The organism is Lysobacter sp. H23M47, assembly GCF_015209765.1.
Taxonomy (GTDB): Bacteria; Pseudomonadota; Gammaproteobacteria; order Xanthomonadales; family Xanthomonadaceae; genus Novilysobacter; species Novilysobacter avium.
This window is the reverse complement of record NZ_CP063658.1, coordinates 20,402-37,960: the sequence shown is the minus strand read 5'-3', so window position 1 is coordinate 37,960 and position 17,559 is coordinate 20,402. Positions and strand designations below refer to the sequence as shown.

Annotated in this window: 14 protein-coding genes; 6 read left to right on the top strand and 8 right to left on the bottom strand. The window is 67.8% G+C overall.

The window, feature by feature from the left end:
* Positions 1-50: 50 nt before the first annotated feature.
* Both rmuC and INQ43_RS00160 read right to left on the bottom strand, forming a co-directional pair.
* Complete coding sequence (gene rmuC / locus INQ43_RS00165) at positions 51-1,676, bottom strand: DNA recombination protein RmuC (protein WP_194036727.1); 1,626 nt, start codon at positions 1,674-1,676, stop codon at positions 51-53.
* Positions 1,677-1,874: 198 nt separating this feature from the next.
* A complete protein-coding gene (locus INQ43_RS00160) occupies positions 1,875-3,044 on the bottom strand; it encodes a class I SAM-dependent rRNA methyltransferase (RefSeq protein WP_194036726.1) in 1,170 nt (389 codons plus the stop codon).
* A gap of 57 nt (positions 3,045-3,101) precedes the next feature.
* On the opposite strand from INQ43_RS00160, the gene INQ43_RS00155 reads away from it, so the two are divergent.
* A complete protein-coding gene (locus tag INQ43_RS00155) occupies positions 3,102-3,884 on the top strand; it encodes a rhomboid family intramembrane serine protease (RefSeq protein WP_194036725.1) in 783 nt (260 codons plus the stop codon).
* A 66-nt stretch (positions 3,885-3,950) separates the two neighbouring features.
* Here INQ43_RS00155 and INQ43_RS00150 read toward each other — a convergent pair whose 3' ends face one another.
* Positions 3,951-5,399: a glycine betaine ABC transporter substrate-binding protein gene (locus INQ43_RS00150; protein ID WP_228062704.1), complete on the bottom strand. Its 1,449-nt coding sequence runs from the start codon at positions 5,397-5,399 to the stop codon at positions 3,951-3,953.
* Positions 5,400-5,461: 62 nt separating this feature from the next.
* Positions 5,462-6,199: an ATP-binding cassette domain-containing protein gene (locus tag INQ43_RS00145; RefSeq protein ID WP_194036724.1), complete on the bottom strand. Its 738-nt coding sequence runs from the start codon at positions 6,197-6,199 to the stop codon at positions 5,462-5,464.
* Between the two features lie 93 nt (positions 6,200-6,292).
* Here INQ43_RS00145 and INQ43_RS00140 point away from each other — a divergent pair, with 93 nt between their 5' ends.
* The 5 genes from INQ43_RS00140 (at position 6,293) to INQ43_RS00120 (ending at position 12,709) form a co-directional block, all read left to right on the top strand.
* Positions 6,293-7,372: a patatin-like phospholipase family protein gene (locus tag INQ43_RS00140; RefSeq protein WP_194036723.1), complete on the top strand. Its 1,080-nt coding sequence runs from the start codon at positions 6,293-6,295 to the stop codon at positions 7,370-7,372.
* Positions 7,373-7,564: 192 nt separating this feature from the next.
* A complete protein-coding gene (gene phhA, locus INQ43_RS00135; RefSeq protein WP_194036722.1) occupies positions 7,565-8,452 on the top strand; it encodes a phenylalanine 4-monooxygenase in 888 nt (295 codons plus the stop codon).
* Between the two features lie 89 nt (positions 8,453-8,541).
* Positions 8,542-10,038 (top strand): sulfotransferase, encoded by a 1,497-nt coding sequence (locus tag INQ43_RS00130; protein WP_194036721.1) that lies wholly within the window; start codon positions 8,542-8,544, stop codon positions 10,036-10,038.
* 67 nt (positions 10,039-10,105) lie between these two features.
* On the top strand, positions 10,106-11,170 hold the full coding sequence (locus INQ43_RS00125) for a class 1 fructose-bisphosphatase (protein ID WP_194036720.1): 1,065 nt from the start codon (positions 10,106-10,108) through the stop codon (positions 11,168-11,170).
* Positions 11,171-11,377: 207 nt separating this feature from the next.
* On the top strand, positions 11,378-12,709 hold the full coding sequence (locus INQ43_RS00120; protein WP_194036719.1) for a sigma-54 dependent transcriptional regulator: 1,332 nt from the start codon (positions 11,378-11,380) through the stop codon (positions 12,707-12,709).
* Positions 12,710-12,763: 54 nt separating this feature from the next.
* Here INQ43_RS00120 and INQ43_RS00115 read toward each other — a convergent pair whose 3' ends face one another.
* The 4 genes from INQ43_RS00115 to INQ43_RS00100 all read right to left on the bottom strand — a co-directional run bounded on the left by INQ43_RS00115 (position 12,764) and on the right by INQ43_RS00100 (position 17,549).
* Complete coding sequence (locus INQ43_RS00115) at positions 12,764-14,134, bottom strand: hypothetical protein (protein ID WP_194036718.1); 1,371 nt, start codon at positions 14,132-14,134, stop codon at positions 12,764-12,766.
* Positions 14,135-14,242: 108 nt separating this feature from the next.
* Positions 14,243-15,082, bottom strand: a complete 840-nt coding sequence (locus INQ43_RS00110) for a hypothetical protein (protein WP_228062546.1) — start codon at positions 15,080-15,082, stop codon at positions 14,243-14,245.
* Positions 15,083-15,094: 12 nt separating this feature from the next.
* Positions 15,095-15,784: a C39 family peptidase gene (locus INQ43_RS00105; RefSeq protein WP_228062703.1), complete on the bottom strand. Its 690-nt coding sequence runs from the start codon at positions 15,782-15,784 to the stop codon at positions 15,095-15,097.
* 121 nt (positions 15,785-15,905) lie between these two features.
* A complete protein-coding gene (locus INQ43_RS00100) occupies positions 15,906-17,549 on the bottom strand; it encodes an adhesin (protein WP_194036717.1) in 1,644 nt (547 codons plus the stop codon).
* Positions 17,550-17,559: the final 10 nt, after the last annotated feature.

The window sequence follows — 17,559 nt, the reverse complement described above, 5'->3', positions numbered from 1 at the left end:
GCAGCGCGTCGAGAGCGCCCGGAGCGACGCTGCAGCGACCGCTCGCGGGTTCAGCCGTTCCCGCTCCCCAGCGCAGCACCAAGAAGTCGTTTTGCGGGAGCGTCGGTCGACGCCACGCCGCCACTGTCGGCTTCCGGCTTGAGCTCATCGGTGAGCGCGCGCCTTCCGTGCGCACCCAGCTCGGCCAGTCGCCGCGCCCTCGGAATCACCGCCTGGCTGGACTCGCTGAGCCGGCGGCGCGCGTTCTTGAACGCCTTGTCGGCGTCATCCAGGCTCTTGCCGACCTTGTCGAAGTCGGCGAGGAAGCCCATCAGCGCATCCAGCACCAGACCACCGGTATCGCTGATCGCGATCGCCTCGCGCTGGATCTTGTCGCGCGTCCACAGCCGCTCGACCACGCGCAGCAGCGCCATCAGCGTATTGGGCGAGGCGAACACCACGCGGCGGTCGAACGCGTCGGTCTGCAACGCCGTGTCCGTGCCCAGCGCGGCCGAGAGCGCGCCTTCGATCGGGATGAAGGCGATGGTCACCTCCAGCGCGGTATCGCCCAGCACCTTGGGGTAGTTCTTCTCGCTCAACTCGCGCATGTGCTGACGCAGGCCGGCGGCGTGCCGGCGTAGCGCATCGTTCTGCTCGTCCGGCGTGTCGGCGTTCATCGCCTCCTGCCAGGCGATCAGGTTGACCTTGCTGTCCACCACCACGCAGCGCTCGTCGGGCAGGCGGACCACGATGTCCGGGTGAAGGCGCGCACCGTCTTCGTCGACCGTGCCCTTCTGGCGGTCGTAATGCACGCCGTCCTCCAGCCCGGAGCCGCGCAACACGCTCTCCAGCATCAGCTCGCCCCAGTCGCCGCGGACCTTGGAACTGCCTTTCAGCGCCCGGGTCAGCGCGTGCGCCTGCTGCGCCATGTCCTGGTTGAGGGTTTTCAGTTCGGTGACCGCGCCCAGCAATGACGCCCGCTCCCGGGCCTCCTCGCCGTAGAGCGTGTCGACCCGGCTGCGAAATTCGCCGATTCGCTCGGCAAACGGCTTCAACAGCGCATCGATGTCGGCCCTGGACTGCAACGAGGCCCGCTGCACGTTCTTCTCGAACAGCTGCCCCTTCTCCTCGAACACCTTGCCCGCCAGCTCGGTGAAGGCACCGGAAAGCTTCGTCTGCGCCTCGGCCAAGAAGGTTTGCATCTCGGTGTGGGCCTGCCGGGCGTGCTGCAGGTTGGCCGACACGCCCGCGTGCTCGGATTGCAGATGGCGGTAGCTGTCGCGCAGCTCGGCGAGCTCCGCCGCCAACGCGCCCTCACGCTCGCGCACCGCCAGCAACGCCTGCTCGCGCTCCTGCAACGACTGCCCCGCCGACCGCGCCGCCAAGCGCTCCGTCTCCAGCGCGTCCTGCAAAGCGGCGCGCGCCGTCTCCAGACGATCAATCACCTGATCGCGCTCGGCAATCGCAGTCTCCAGTGCGCTCAAGCGCCCGAGCAGGCGCCCACTCTCCGACGCCTGCCCCCGCGCCGCCTCGCGCTCGGCACGCAACTCTTCACCCAGTCGATCGCGCTCCTCGCGCAACCCGCCCAGCTCCGCGCCAGGTCCCTGCGAACCCTGCCTGCGCAGCAACACCACCAACAGTCCGGCGACGACCAAGGTCGCCACGAGCAACAAGATGATGAGCAGTTGGGTATCCATCGCTCCAGTGTAGCGACGCCGGTCTCAAAGCCCGCGACCCCCGGCCACTGCGAAAGGCGACCCTGCAGGCGCCGGCCGGCAGTCCCGATCACCAAGCGAATTTCGTGGAGCGACTGATCGGGATTGCCGGTCGGCGCCCCTACGTAGCCCCACGCCCGCAGAGCCCCAGAGGAGCCCCTGCAGGTCCCCGGCACCGCCTCAGTCCAGCACCCGACAAAACGCCGCCTTCAGATACCGCGACTCCGGCACCTGCGCCAGCCACGGATGATCCGGCCCTGCGCCGGCCACCTTCAGCACCTGCACCGTCCGATTGGAAAAAAACGCCGCCCGCCGGATCATGTCCAGGAACTGGTCCTCGCTGACCAGCCCCGTGCATGAGAACGTCGCAAACAGCCCGCCCGGCTTGACCACGCCCAGCGCGAGCCGGTTCATGTCCAGGTACTTCTTCAGCGCCGGAATCACCTGCTCCCGGTCGCGGGTCATCTTGGCCGGGTCCAGCACCACCACGTCGTACTGCTCGCCAGCGATCGCCGCATCGCGCAGCCACGGAAAGATGTCCGCCTGGACGAACTTCACATCGGCGTGGTTGAGTTTGGCGTTGCCCTTGGCGATGGACAGCACGTCCGCGTCGATGTCCACGCCCACCACCTCGCTGGCGCCGCGCACCGCGGCATACACGCCGAAGCCGCCGGTGTTGCAGCACAGGTCGAGCATGCGTTTGCCGGCCACGTGCTGGCTCAACCACTGGCGGTTGTCGCGCTGGTCGGCGAAGAATCCGGTCTTGTGCGCGCCGGCCGGATCGGCGCGGAACTTCACCCCGTGCTCGGTGATGACCGCCGGTTGGGCGGGCTCGGTGCCGCGGAAATCGAAGCTTTCCTGCTTCTGCACGTGGACGTCGGCGGACATGTGGAAGCGGCAGCTTGGGAACTGCTCGCGCAGCGCGGCCTGGATCCATTCGCGGTGGCGGAACGCACCGGCACTGAAGAACTCCAGCACCAGCAGGTCGGCGTAGCGGTCGATTACCAGCCCGGAGATGCCGTCGCCCTCGCTGTGGAAAACCCGCCAGGCATCGCTGACCTCGTCCAGCTTGAGCACATCGCGGCGCAGCGACACGGCCGCGGCGATCTTGCGCGCGAACCAGTCCGCGTCGATCACCGCGTTGGGGTCGTTGTCGAGCATGCGCAGGGCGATGCGCGAGTGGCCGTTGTAGAAGCCACGACCGATCAGTTCGCCGTCCACGCCAATCACATCGACGATCTCGCCGGGACGCGGACGCTGCGCCGGCTTGGCGACCAGGCGCTGGAAGATCCAGGGGTGGGAGGATTTCCAGGCGTTCTTCAGGTGGACGGTGGGGATGGTGTTGTTCATGCCGCCATTCTACGGCGCCCGCCTTGTATTCGCGGCCGCCAGCGCCACAGTTGGTGGATGCCTGACAAGATTCCCGAAGCGCTCGCGCTGGATTCCAAGGCCCAGCGCATCGCCGACCGCAAGCGCTGGATGGGCGCGTTCAACCTGAGCCTGGCGGCGGTGCTGCTGTTGCTGGTGATCCACTCGCTGCAGGGCGCGGTCGACCTGCGCGGCTGGATGGTGCAGCCGTGGTCGACGGCGGGGCTGCTCGGGATCCTCGGTGCGCCCTTGCTGCACGGCTCCTTCGAGCACCTGGCCGCCAACGCGATCTCGCTGCTGATGCTGGGCACGCTGGCCGGCGGAATGTATCCGCGCGCGACGCTGCGCGCACTGCCGCTGATGTGGGTCGGCTCGGGCGCCGGGGCCTGGCTGCTCGGCGAGGCGGGCTCCTACCACCTGGGCGCCAGCGGCATCACCCACGGCCTGATGTTCCTGGTCTTCATCCTCGGCCTGCTGCGACGCGACCGGCCGGCGATTGCGGCGGCGATGATCGCCTTCTTCCTCTACGGCGGCATGCTGCTGACGATCTTCCCGCGCGAGATCGGCGTGTCCTGGCAGGCGCACATGGGCGGGGCGCTGGGCGGCGTCCTGGCGGCGTTTCTGTGGCGGCGACTGGACCCGCGCCAGCCACGCAAGAAATACAGCTGGGAGATCGAAGAGGAGCTGGCGCAGGCGGACGCGGCCAATCCCGATCCCGAGGGCCTGGAACTGTCCCCACCCGACGATGTGCCGGTGTTGTGGCACCGCCCGGACCCCGCGGACGAGCGCGGCGTGGTCCTGCCGTTCCGACGCCGCGACTAGGCGGTCCGGCACCGGTCGCACCGCCCACTCAGGTGCGATCGATCGCGGGCGGGCAGTGGCGCGCGGTCAGTGCCGCGCGGCCAGCCGCAGGCCACGCGGCGTCAGGCCGCGCTCGACCAGTTCGAAGCCACCCTGCACCACCAGCGCGAGCACCGCCGCCGGCACCGCGCCTTCCAGGATCAGGCCGATATCGTCCAGGCGGATGCCCGCGAGAATCGGTTGCCCGTAGCCGCCGGCACCGATCAAAGCTCCCAGCGTGGCGGTGCCGACGTTGATGACAGCGGCGGTCTTGATGCCGGCCAGGATCATGCCCAGGGCGAGCGGCAGCTCGATCCGCCACAGGCGGGTGCGCGGCGGCAGGCCCAGCGCGGCCGCCGTTTCGCGCAGCTCGCGCGGAATGCCGGTCAGACCGGCGTGCGTGTTGCGCACGATCGGCAGCAGGCTGTAGAGGAACAGCGCGGCAATCGCCGGGCCGGCGCCGATGCCGAACAGCGGGATCATGAAGACGAACACGGCCAGCGACGGCAGCGTCTGCAGCAGGCCGGTGACGGTCAGTACCAGTTGGCCGAGCCGCGGCCGGCGCGCAGCCAGCACACCGAGGGGCAACGCGACGAGCAGCGCCAGTCCCAGCGAGATGCCCACCAGCCCGAGGTGTTCCACGGTCCGCTTCCAGATCCGCTGCGCGCGCGATGCCGCGGCGGGCGCGGCGACGCCCAGCCACCCCGCGGCGACGCGGGCTTCGCTGGCGCCCTCCAGCTTCACCTCGGCATTGAGCCGTTGCATGGTCGGCGCGTCGATGCGGCCGGCCAGGCCTTGCAGCGCCGCCAGCCATTCCGGCGCGCGCGCCTGCAGGTCCTTGCGATAGAGGAACACCGCCGCGTAGTCAGGAAAATAGCCGCGATCGTCCTCCAGCACGATCAGCTCGTAGTACGGAATCTCCGCATCGGTGGTGTACAGGTCGATGACATCCAGCGCGCCGCTGGCCAGGCCGCGGTAGGCCAGGTCGTGATCGAGTCCGTCGGGCCGGTGCGGCAAACCGTAGGCGTCGCGCACGCCCGGCCAGCCGTCGGCGCGCTGCATGAACTCGTTGCTGAGGCCGATTTTCAGCTCCGGATGGTCCGCCAGGTCGGACACCGTGACCACGCCCAGCTCTCCGGCACGGGCGCGGGTCATGCCCAACGCGTAGGTGTTGCTGAAACCCAGCGACGCGGTCATGCCCAGACCGCGCTCGCCGAGCGCGGCGCGCATCCGGTCAGGGTCGGCGCCCGGCATCTGCAGCAGTTCCGCGGCAAGCGTGCCGGTGTACTCGGGGTAGGCGTCGATGTCGCCCTCGAGCAGCGCCCGCCACAGGATTCGGGTGCCACCCAGTTGGGCCCGGTGGGACACCGTGACGCCCTCGTCGTGGGGCAGTCCCGCCGCGACCTCGCCCAGGATCACCGACTCGGTAAAGGCCTTGGATCCGACGGTCACCGGTTGCGCATGAGCCGGTGCAACCGGCAGCGCGGCGATTGCCACCGCGACGACGAACGCCAGCAGCAGCCAGCCCGGGCGCGACCGGACGCGGACCTGCGCGGCGCTCACAGACTCTGCTCCAGGCTGCGCTGGGCGGTCATGAAGCGGGTAACGAAGGGCTCGTCGGGGGCGTCGTGCAACTCGCGCGCAGTACCCTGCTGGGCGATGCTACCGGCTCGCATCAACACCAGCGTGTCGGCCAGATACGCTGCCTCGGCGACGTCGTGCGTTACCAGCACCACGGTCTTGCGCAGCTCGACGAACAACTCGCGCATCTGCTCCTGCAGTTCGTGGCGGATGATCGGATCGAGCGCGCCCAGCGGCTCGTCCAGCAGCAGCACCTGGGGGTCCAGCATCAGCGCCCGGATCAGCCCGACCCGCTGGCGCTGGCCGCCTGACAGCTCGGCCGGGTAGCGCTGCAACGCGGCCACCGGCAAGCGGGTCATCGTTGCGAGCACCTCCATGCGCTGAGCGATACGTTCGGCGGACCAGCCCACCGTCCGTGCCAGCAGGCCGATGTTGGCCGCGGCGCTGAGGTGGGGGAACAGCCCGCCCTCCTGGATCATGTAGCCGATGCGCCGGCGCTGCTGGAGCAGGCGCTCGCGCTGCAATGGCTCCCCGTCAAAGCGCACCTCGCCACTGTCCGGCCAGTCCAGCCCGACCAGCATCCGCAGTACGCTGGACTTGCCCGCGCCGCTGGGGCCGATCAGGGCGGTGGTGCGGCCGCTGGCGATGCACAGCTCGACCGCGTCCAGCGCGACGACGCGACCGTAGGATCTGTAGACCTGGCGGAGTTCGAACACTCCCTGAGGATAAGCCACGCGGGACGCCGGACTGACCACGTTCAAGCGCCGGGCACTATCCTTGCCGTCCCGTCATTCAATGTACCTGTCGCCATGCGGCTGAAAACCCTGATCCGCCCCCGTCACTGGCTGACCCTGAGCGCGGGCATCGTCCTGGCCGCGTGCGGCGGCAATACCCGGCCCGACCCCGCGCCTGCCATCGCCGCGCCGGTTGCGCCGGTCAGCGTTCCCCCGCCCCGGATCGGCGTGGCCCTGGGCGGCGGCGCGGCCAAGGGATTCGCCCACATCGGCGTAATCAAGATGCTCGAGGCCAACGGCATGGAACCTGTCGTCGTGTCCGGCACCAGCGCGGGCAGCGTGGTCGGCGCGCTGTATGCCAGCGGCATGGATTCCTTCCAGATGCAGCGCCAGGCCTTCGCGCTGGACGAGTCGAAGATCCGCGACGTGAGCCTGTTCTCAGGTGGGGTGATCAAGGGCCAGAAGCTGCAGGACTACGTCAACGAGCTGGTCGGCGGACGCACGCTGGACAGGATGGCCAAGCCGTTCGCCGTGGTGTCCACCCAGCTGGAGACCGGCAAGCGCACCGTGTTCGTGCGCGGCAACACCGGTCAGGCGGTGCGCGCGTCCAGCAGCATTCCCGGCGTGTTCGAGCCGACGCTCATCGGCGGCCTGCACTACGTGGACGGTGGCATCGTCAGTCCGGTGCCGGTGGATGCCGCGCGCGAGCTGGGCGCGGACTTCGTGATCGCCGTGGACATCTCCACCATTGCCAGCGGCAAGGCGCCGGGCAGCCTGCTGGGCAACGTCAACCAGTCCATTGCCATCATGGGCCGCAAGCTTGGCGCGCAGGAGCTGGCCCGGGCCGACGTCGTCATCCGACCGCGGGTCGACGAGATCGGGCCGGCCAGTTTCGAGCAGCGCAACAACGCGATCCTGGAAGGCGAGAAAGCCGCAATGGCGGCGTTGCCACAGATTCGCGCGGCGCTGGCGAAGATGCACAAGGAGCGTGTCGCCGAGGCCACCCTTGCCGCCCGCCAGGCGGCCGCAGCCGCGGCGCGCAAGTCGGCGCAGGAGGCAGCGGCGGAGGCCGAGCGCTGCGCGCAGGAGCAGTCGCGCATCGGCAGCCTGCTGCGCCGCACGCCTGATTGCACGGCTGGCGCCGACTCACGCTGACGCACCGGCCGGCAACGGCGCGTCCGGTGGAACGTCTTGCCGTCACGCGGCACGAAACCGGGATTGATGTGGTCCACGCCCGACTGCTTCAGCAGCGGCGCAGCTGGAAGCCCGCAATCGGTCCTGATCACGCACTTGCGTGCACCAGACGCTACAGTGGTTGGTGACCCGCGCCGTCAACGAGGAGCTCCCATGGAAACAGCCCGCCGCACCGAATCCCAGCTCACCGAAAAGGGTTACGTGCCGGTCTACACGACCGCGATCGTGGAGCAGCCGTGGGACAGCTACACCGACGCTGACCACGCGGTCTGGGCGCAGCTGTTCGAGCGCCAGAAAGCCATCCTGCCGGGCCTGGCCAGCGACGAGTTCATCGCTGCGCTGGGGGCGATGGAGATGACCGCCGACCGCATTCCTAAATTCGCCGACCTCAACCCCATCCTGCACGCGGCGACGGGCTGGGAGCTGATCGGTGTGGAAGGCCTGCTGCCGGAGCTGGAATTCTTCCAGCACCTGGCCAACCGGCGTTTCCCGGTCACCTGGTGGATCCGCCGCGAGGATCAGCTGGATTACCTCGCCGAGCCGGACCTGTTCCACGACCTCTTCGGCCATGTCCCGCTGCTGATGAACCCCGTGTTCGCCGACTACATGGCCGCCTACGGGCGCGGCGGCGTCAAGGCCCACGGCATCGGCAGCGACGCCCTGGTCAACCTGACCCGGCTGTACTGGTACACGGTCGAGTTCGGCCTGATCCAGCAAAAGGACGGCCTGCGGATCTACGGCAGCGGCATCGTTTCGTCCAAGGGCGAGTCGATCCACTGCCTGCAAAGCGATGCGCCCAACCGGATCGGTTTCGATCTGGAGCGGATCATGCGCACCCGCTACCGCATCGACACCTACCAGAAGACCTACTTCGTCATCGACAGCTTCCAGCAACTGATGGACGCGACCGGACCGGACTTCGCCCCGATCTACACCAAGCTCGCCGCGATGGACGCGATTCCGGCCGGCGACGTGCTCGACACCGACAAGGTGTTCCACCGCGGCACGGGCGAGGGCTGGCTCAACGACGGCGACGTCTGAGCCGCGCCACGTATCATCCGCGGATTCCTCGCGCGGACGAACGCACACTGGCCGGCGTCAGGACCGGTCATTCGCTTCGCACTACCGTCATGACCTCAAACCCGGACACAGCCGTTCCCTCCGCGCAATCGCTGCTCGCCGCGGGTGCCAACGCCTTGCAGCGCCAGCAGCCGCATCAAGCGGTTGCGCCATTGCAGCAAGCGGCCGCACTGGACCCGCATAACCCCGCGATAGCGCTGTACCTGGCACGCGCCCTGGCAATGGCGCACGACAGCGCGGGCGCGATGGAACAGGTCCAGCGTGCCCTGCAGCTGGCACCCGACGACGCGCTGACCCACGACCGCGCCGGCGACGTGCTGACCCAATGCCATCTGCACGAGCGCGCGTTGGCCGCATTCCAGCGCGCAGTTGCGTTGGCGCCGGACGATCCCGGCTACCGGTACAACCTGGCCACCTCGCTGACCTACCACGGTCGCGTTGCGGCGGCGGAGCGTGAGTACGAAGCCTGCATCGCCGTGGCCCCGCTGCACTGGCAGGCTCATCTGGCGTTGTCCCGGTTGCGCCGGCAAACCGCCGAAAGCAACCACGTAGATTGTCTGCGCGCCCTGCTCGCCCGCCCGGGCAACAGCGTGACGGCGACGGTCTACCTCAACATGGCGCTGGCCAAGGAGCTGGAGGATCTGGGCGAGTATCCGCAGGCGTTCGCGCACCTGGTGCGCGGCAAATCGGCGCCCCGGCAGCTGATGGGCTACTCCAGTGCGCAGGACGCAGCACTGTTCGACGCCCTCGCACGCAGCGTCGATCATCCACCCGCGGGCAACGGCCACCCCAGCCGCGAGCCGATCTTCATCCTCGGGATGCCCCGCTCCGGCACGACCCTGGTCGACCGCATCCTTGCCAGCCATCCGCAGGTGCAGTCAGCCGGTGAGCTGCACCAGTTCGGCGCCGCGTGGAAGGAGGCCATGGGCGGTGACGGCTTCCGCATGTTCGATCCGGCCCACATCGCTGCCGGCCGCGTCCGCGACTGGGCCGCGCTCGGCGAACGATATTTGGCGGGCACACGTCCGCTCACTGGCCAACTTCCGCGGTTTACCGACAAGCTGCCGCACAACTTCCTCTATCTGGGCTACATCGCCCGGGCGCTGCCCCATGCCACGCTGGTGAGTGTGCGACGCAATCCCATGGACACCTGCCTGGGCAACTTCCGTCTGCTGTTCGGCCCCGAATCGCCCTACTTCGGCTACTCCTATGACCTGCTCGACATCGGTCGCTACTACCTGCTGTTCGACCGCCTGATGGCGCACTGGGACCGCCATTTCCCGGGTCGCATCATCCAGGTCGACTACGAAGCGCTGGTTGCCGATCAGGAAGGCGGGACGCGCCGCCTGCTGGAAGGCGCCGGCCTGACCTGGGACCCGGCCTGCCTGGACTTCGCGAGTCATCCGGCGCCGGTGGCAACCGCCAGTGCGGGGCAGGTCCGCGAGCCCTTGCATGCCGGCGCGGTGGGCCGGTGGAAGCTCTACCGCGAGCAGCTGGCCCCATTGCGCGCCCTGCTGGAAGAAGGCGGGGTCGTCATCGAGGATTGAGGCACTCGGGCCGGAACGCGGGCGGCGGCTTACAATGCCGCCATCGCCACTGCCCCGGAGCGCCACGATGACGCCCAATCGCCCCAACAGCCCCTACTCGCTCACCCGGTTCCTGATCGAGGAGGAGCGCGCCGGCCATATCCGCCCCGACCTGCGCCTGCTGATCGAAGTGGTGACCCGCGCCTGCAAGCGTATCTCGATCGAGGTCGGCAAGGGCGCGCTGGGCGGCGTGCTGGGCGATGCGGGGACCCCGGGCCAGGCCAGCATCAACGTCCAGGGCGAGGCGCAGAAGAAGCTCGACGTGATCGCCAACGACGTGCTGATGGAGGCCAACGCCTGGGGCGGCCACCTGGCCGGTCTGGCGTCGGAGGAAATGGACCACAGCGTGCCGATCCAGGACCTGAGCCCGGACGGCTCACCGGCGGGCAACTACCTGCTGCTGTTCGATCCGCTGGATGGCAGCTCCAACATCGATGTGAACATCTCGGTGGGCACGATCTTCTCGGTGCTGCGCTGCCCCGAGGGCGTGACAAAGCCGGCCGATGAGCACTACCTGCAGCCGGGCACCGAGCAGCTGGTCGCCGGCTACTGCACCTACGGCCCCAACACGACGCTCGTGCTGACCATCGGCCACGGCACCCACGCCTTCACCCTGGACCGCGAGATCGGCAGCTTCACCCTGACCACGCGCGGCATGCGCATTCCGGAGGAGACGCAGGAATTCGCGGTCAACATGTCCAACCAGCGCCACTGGCAGCCGCCGATGCAGGCCTACGTGGCCGACCTGCTGGCCGGAAAGACCGGTTCACGCGGCAAGGACTTCAACATGCGCTGGGTCGCCAGCATGGTCGCCGACGTGCACCGCCTGCTGACCCGCGGCGGTATCTTCAGCTACCCGCTGGATGCCAAGTGCGAGGCAAAGGGGGGCAAGCTGCGCCTGATGTACGAGGCCAACCCGATGGCGATGCTGGTCGAGCAGGCCGGCGGCGCCGCCAGTACCGGCCGCCAGCGCATGCTGGAAGTGACGCCCACCGGTTTGCACCAGCGCGTGCCGGTGTTCCTGGGCTCGCGCAACGAGGTCGAGGCGGCGGTCCGCTACCACCACGACTTCGATCAGGAACGCCCCGACTGACCGCGGTAGCGAGGAATCGTCGCCACGCGGCCTGTTCATCATGGTGTCCGGGATTGCCGCGGCGCTGCGTTGTTATCCAGTACCCGCCGCCGCGCGGCGACCCGAGTGTCGCCGCCGGCATTTGAAACCCGTATCAGGAGGGAGACGGCAGTCGGCTTGACAGGGGAATCCGGCCGCGTTTTACCCAGGCGTCATTTGGGGGAACCCATGGCTGTTGTTCCAGCGCTTCCCACGCAATGCGTGATCTGGTTCGGAGAACCGCTGCGCCACGAACGCGCCGCCCTGGGCGCCGCCGGCTGGCAGGTGCGTGCAGCCAATGCCGACGATGGGATCGGACTGCGCGCAGGCGACACCGTGGTCGGCGTGCTGGACCTTCGCGACGGCAGCCACGGCTGCCTGGACCGGCTGGAGCGTCTCACCGATGACCACGATTACCTGTCATTGCTGGCGGTTGTGCCCGGAGAGACCAGCCACTCGCCGGCCCGCCACCGCGTTCTGGACCAGTGCGCAGCGATCCTGACCGCACCGCTGGACCTGTCCCGGCTGATCCAGACCCTGGGCCGCCTGGCGCATGATCCGCTCAGCAATCCCATCCACGCGTTGGATGCGCTTATCGGCGCCAGCCCCGCGATGCGGGACATCCACGGCACCATCCGCAAGTTCGCACCGGTCGACCTGCCCGTGCTCATCACCGGCCAGACCGGCACCGGCAAGGATGTTGCCGCGCGCGTGCTGCACGAGCTGTCGGTGCGTCGCCACGCGCGTTTCGCTGCGGTCAACTGCGGCGCGCTGTCGCCCAATCTGGTCCAGTCGGAACTCTTCGGACACGAACGTGGTGCCTTTACCGGTGCCAATGCGCGGCGCACCGGGCTGTTCGAGAGCGCCAACGGCGGCACGGTGTTCCTGGACGAGATCGGCGACCTCCCGCTGGAAGCGCAGACCAACCTGTTGCGCGTGCTGCAGGAACACAGCGTGCAACGCGTGGGCAGCCACGAATCGATTCCGGTGGATGTGCGGGTGCTGGCGGCCACCAATGTCGATCTGGAAGCCGCGGTCGCGGCCGGCAGGTTCCGCAATGACCTGTTCTACCGCCTCAATGTCCTGCGGCTGCACATGCCACCACTGCACGAGCGCGGCCAGGACATCCTCCTGCTGGCAGGGCATTTCCTGAGTGCGTTCCGGGAATCGAACCCGACCCGCGCGCGCGCCTTCAGCGCGGATGCGCAGAAGGCCATGCTGGGGTTTGATTGGCCCGGACACGTACGCGAGCTGATCAACCGGGTGCAGCGCGCGGCGGTCATCGCCAACGGCGAGCTGATCAGCGCACAGGAGCTGGGCCTGTGCGGCAAGCCGCAGCCGCCTGCGGGTGACGGCGCGCTCGACACCGCCCGCGAGTCCGCCGAACGCGAGACGATCCTGGCCTGCCTGCGCGAGAGTGGATTCAACATCAGCGAAACCGCACGCCGGCTGAAGGTGTCCCGGGTGACTGTGTATCGCCTGTGCCGCAAGCACAAGCTGGATCTCGCGCAACTGCGCTGACGCGCGAGCCTACCACGAACGCCGAAACCGACCCCCGCGTCGCGCGGGTCACGCTCACAGCATGTACGGCACCTTGAACACCAGGCTGAAATCCGGTGCATCCGGGGTCAGGCCGATGCCCAGCGAGCTGACCAGGGTGGTGTGCTGGTTCAGCGCGTAGGTCACGCCCAGGTTGAACATGCCTGCGTTGGCGTCGCTGCCGATGATCTTCGTCCACTCCTGGCCGTCGTAGCGGGTGCGCGCACGGGCGCTCAGCTTGTCGCTGTAGGAGATGCTCAGGCTGGTGCGCTCGTTGAACGCGAACGCCACGCCGGCGCCAAAGTAGAAGCTGCGCCCCAGCTGCACATCACCGGGATTGACGGTTTCCGGGTTGTTGTCGAGGTCGTCAAAGCTGTTGCGGAAGGAATGGATGTAGCCGAAGTTGCCGAACAGGATCGCGGGATCGGCAGTCTTCACCACCGACACGCCCACGTTGGTCTGCCAGACGCCATTGCCGGTGGGCTCCTCCTCGGGTACGGCGAAGCGGATGAAGCCATCGTCATCGCGCTCAAGCACTTCCCAGGAAATTCCGTACGGCTCGCGCCCGGTGGGGGCGGTGACGCCCAGCGTGAGCACGGTCTCCGGCCAGCGCGGACTTTCCATGAACATCCGGTAGTTGCCGCTCACGGTGACATCGCCAAAGCCGTGCCCGAACGTGTCCTCCTGGGCCACGGCACCCGCCGATCCGCCCGCACCACCCTTCTGGTAGACCGTCTTGCGCGCGATGTAGGGCACGTCCAGGTTCAGCGTCAGGCGCGGGTTGAGCCCGTAGCGGGCGGCGAAGTTGTAGGTCAGGGTGTCGGACTCGACGTTCTCGATGGCGATGTTGCCCAGGAATATCGCGTCCAGCGCGAGGAAGCCGGTCAGGGTCAGTTGCTTGCGGTCGTAGCGGTTGTAGGTGACCGCGTTCTCCAGGGTGAGCCGGCGATCGAACACCGCCGCCACCTGCTGTTTCACGTCATCAACGCTGCGCTTGGAGGCTTCCTTGGCCTCGGCCGCTTCTGCGGGGCTGCTCGCGTAGCCGTCCGCGGACGCCGGCGGGGCGGCAGCCGATGGCGTCGCCACCGGTGCGGGCGACGGGCTGCTCGCGACCGCTGACGGCGCCGGCTGGACGGGCAGGGTCTTGCCGTCCACCCGTGCCTGCAGCGCCTGCACGCGCATATCCAGCTCACGCAGGCGACGGACCTCCCGGGCGTAGCTGCCCTTGAGTGCCTCCAGCTCGGCGAGCAGCGCACGCACATCGGCCTGGTCCTGCGGATCGACGCTGCGCTCCGAGCCCGCCCCTGTCGGCTGGGCTTGCCGGGCCGGCTGGGCTTGCTGGGCCAATGCGGCGAACGGCGTTGCGCCGGCCAGAACCAGGGCAATGGCCGTGGACAGGACCTTCATGCCTCACCTTCGCTGTCCGCGCGGTTCGCGGTTCCCGTTGCGATTGTGCCCGCGCTGCAAACCGTCTCGTTCCACGCGCCCGCCGTCCATGCGCCTGCCTGCTCCATCTCAGTAACCTCCCGGCCCGATCCCGCGCGTCATCTGTATCGCCTGGGCCACGTTCTGCGCCAGCTGCGCATTGGACGCGAGGGACTGGCGGACGAGGTCGATCTCCATCCGGTTGCTGACCTGCTGGTGATCGCTGGTCAGCTGGATCGACTGCCCCAGGCTGCCGTTGCGGATCCACTGCTGGACCGCACCCTGTCCCTGGACCTGCAACAAGACCTTGGCACTGCCGCCGTCAAACCCGGCACTTGCCGCGGCGTCGCCGACACGGCTGGTGGCGTTGCCGGGCGCCGATGCGGCGGCGGCCGGCGCGTCACCAGCACGCACGTTCAGACGGGTGACGTTGGCGGCGATGTTGCCGTCACCGGCCACCTGCACGCTCTGGGTCATGCCCGACACGTTGGCCAGCCCGGACGCATCAACGCCGCGGGCAATACCGTCGCTGCCTGTCACCGGGGCATCAACCGCTGTGATGTTGACCGTCGGCGTGAAGCTGACCACCGGGCGACCGCCCTGGGAGAAGTCCATGCCCAGCAGCAGCGTGCCCTCCAGGGTCTGGCCGGACGCGGTCTGCCACGTCGAGATCATCGACACACCGAACCAGGCCACCTGATGGTCGCCCACGGTGTAGCGCCCGCGCATGGTCGCCAGCTCGGGATCGGGGATTTCGGCCATGCCTGTCGCGCGGCGAACAGCAGGCGCGTCAGCTGAAGTAGGTGGTGCCGAAAGCGCACCCCCGGCAGCGGCCGCAACGGCCTGCAGGCCGCTCGCCTGGGCCGCTGTCGCCAGCAGCAGGCCCAGCCCGAAGCCGGCGGTGATGAGGTGGGAATACAGTCGGCGCATGATCGCGCTCCTTCAAAAGAGATCGGCGTGGGTGAAACCGAAGTCCAGCAGGTCGGCCTCACTGATCGGTCGCTGCATGGCCAGCAAGGCGCGCGCACTGGGGCGCTCGGACGGCTGCAGCAACGCCGTGTTGCGGTCAAAGTCACTTCCTATAACGACGAACACCGCTCGCGACGGCCAGGACTCGAGGAATTCCCCGATCGGCACACTGCGGTTGCCGAGGATCGGATCGGCGATTTCGGCGTATTCGCCGGCCACCTGCTTGAGCACGACGAAGTGGCGGAATCCGCGCACATCCATCAACACCAGGCCGGGCACCCGCAGCGAACGCAGGCGCTCTTCACTGATCCGGTAGCCACGCCCGCGCATGCCCAGCGACTCCACATAGCGCTTGATGTCCAGCAACGAGAATCCCCGCTGCTCCACCAGCTCGGCATCGGCGATGCCCAGCATGCCCTGGATCACCGTCGTCTCATCGGCATCGAGGTGGTAGGCGTAGCGCAGGATGGTCGCCAGCGCCGAGGCGCCGCAGCTGTAATCGGTCTGTTGCCGCACGATGTTGCGGAAGCGACCTTCGCGCATGCTCTCCACGTTGCGGGTGTAAAGGCCGCCGTTGGGCAGCACCCCGCTGAACGCGATCTCGCCGGCCAGTGCGGACGGCGCGAACACCGGCCACGCCAGCACGCAGCCGGTTGCCAGCATCTGCAGGAATCGGGTCATGTCACTCCACCGTTGAAAGGGAAAGCCCCGCTCCCGGGGGAAAGGAGAGCGGGGCTTTCGGGACCCGGTCACAGGGGAGGGTGACCGGGGTTACGCTCCTGGCTTACTGTTCGCCGCCGCCGCCACCGCCGCCAGCGCCCGTTGAGGGCTGGGCGACCGCGAGGGAGAGGCTGTTGGCCTGCAGGTTGCCGGTACCGGCGGCGACGTTGACGCCGATGTTTCCGGAGGCCGCGCTGAACGCGCTGCCCGACAGGCTCGCCGTGTTGGTCGCGTCCACTGCGATCCAGTACGAGTTGGTCACGCTGCCGCTCAGGCTGGCATCCAGTGCCGCGTAACCCAGCTCCATGAAGCCCAGCTCACCGGACTGGCTGGAATCGGTCGTGCCCGAGACCGACCCTTCGCCGTCCATGTCGACGCCAAACGCCAGCGCGCCGCCGTCGCCGTTGAGGTCGGAGCCGCCCTGGGTATCGGTATCCAGGTCGAAGTGGCCCATCAGGCTGCCGCCCGGATGCGGATTGGACGAGTCGTCATTGGCCCCGTTGGACCACATGTCGGGATACACGTCGCCGATCTGATCGGCAAAGCCCGACAGCGATGCCGTGCTGCTGCCCTCGAAGCTGCCTTGCGACGTGCCCTCATAGCCACCGTAACCCTCGGCGATCGTGAAGCCGTCCACCGTGCCGCTCAGGTCGATCGCCACGGTCTCGGTGCGTCGCTCGTAATGTCCGGCGTTGTCGGTTACGTTGCCCGAGCTGTTCTGGTTGGAACTCACGCTCGACTGGGCGTAGGCACTCGTGGCCACCGACGCGGCCAGCGCATTTTTCTGCTGGTTGTTGTTGCCAGCGGCAATGTTGACCCCGATGTTGCCGGAGGCCGCACTGAACGCGTTGCCACCCATGCTGGCGTCGTTGGTGACACCGCTGTTCATGGTGAGGTTGCCGCTGCCCGCCTGGTTGACGAAGACTTCCGCATCGGCCATGCCGAAGGCGAAGCTCGCATCCGCCGCCGACAGGGCAGCCGCGTTGTCCTGCACGTTGTTGTCACCGGCGGCGACGTTGAAGGCCAGGTTGCCGGAAGCATCCGATCCGACATCGTCCTCGATCGACGCCTCGTTGCTGAGCATGTCGTTCATGCCGAGGTTGTTGCTGGAGGACTGGCGGTTGTCGACGATGGCAATGGCCGCCGAATCCAGTTCGATATCGCCGCTGATCGTCGGGTTGCCGGTAAAGCTGATGTCCGAGCTCAACGACAGGTCCTTCTTCAGCGAGACCGATACCTGGTGCTCGTTGCCTTCCTTGCGCACGTCGGAGTTGACCACCTCGGTGCGCTCGATGTTCTCGGTGACGTCGTTGGACCAGGTGTAGGCACGATCATCGGTGATGGACGTGTCACTGGAGTACGAGTCACTCACCGCATTGCTGGTGCTATTGTCGACCGAGGTGCTGTAGCTGCGGTCATCGTTGATCGACACATCGCTGGACCAGTCGCTCGAGTACGAGTCGCTCACCGAATTGCTGGTGTCATTGCTGACACTGGAGCTGTCGGACGTGTTGTTGGTGGTGTCGTTGTAAACGATGGTGTTGCGGGTGTCGTCAACGGTGATGTCCCAGTCCTCCACGACGACGTGGTTGTGCAGGATATCTGCACTGACATTGGGGTCATCCACGCTCTGGGCGAAGGCCAGCGGGCTGGCGAGCAGTGTGGTGACGGCCAATGCGATGGCGGTTTTCCGGATCCTGACATTCATTGCTTCATCC

Coding starts and splice junctions, on each gene's coding strand:
- INQ43_RS00140 (WP_194036723.1), top strand. CDS start 6,293: ATGCGGCTGAAAACCCTGATCCGCCCCCGTCACTGGCTGACCCTGAGC.
- INQ43_RS00100 (WP_194036717.1), bottom strand. CDS start 17,549: ATGAATGTCAGGATCCGGAAAACCGCCATCGCATTGGCCGTCACCACA.
- INQ43_RS00160 (WP_194036726.1), bottom strand. CDS start 3,044: ATGAACAACACCATCCCCACCGTCCACCTGAAGAACGCCTGGAAATCC.
- INQ43_RS00120 (WP_194036719.1), top strand. CDS start 11,378: ATGGCTGTTGTTCCAGCGCTTCCCACGCAATGCGTGATCTGGTTCGGA.
- rmuC (WP_194036727.1), bottom strand. CDS start 1,676: ATGGATACCCAACTGCTCATCATCTTGTTGCTCGTGGCGACCTTGGTC.
- INQ43_RS00125 (WP_194036720.1), top strand. CDS start 10,106: ATGACGCCCAATCGCCCCAACAGCCCCTACTCGCTCACCCGGTTCCTG.
- INQ43_RS00105 (WP_228062703.1), bottom strand. CDS start 15,784: ATGCTGGCAACCGGCTGCGTGCTGGCGTGGCCGGTGTTCGCGCCGTCC.
- INQ43_RS00155 (WP_194036725.1), top strand. CDS start 3,102: ATGCCTGACAAGATTCCCGAAGCGCTCGCGCTGGATTCCAAGGCCCAG.
- phhA (WP_194036722.1), top strand. CDS start 7,565: ATGGAAACAGCCCGCCGCACCGAATCCCAGCTCACCGAAAAGGGTTAC.
- INQ43_RS00110 (WP_228062546.1), bottom strand. CDS start 15,082: ATGCGCCGACTGTATTCCCACCTCATCACCGCCGGCTTCGGGCTGGGC.
- INQ43_RS00130 (WP_194036721.1), top strand. CDS start 8,542: ATGACCTCAAACCCGGACACAGCCGTTCCCTCCGCGCAATCGCTGCTC.
- INQ43_RS00115 (WP_194036718.1), bottom strand. CDS start 14,134: ATGAAGGTCCTGTCCACGGCCATTGCCCTGGTTCTGGCCGGCGCAACG.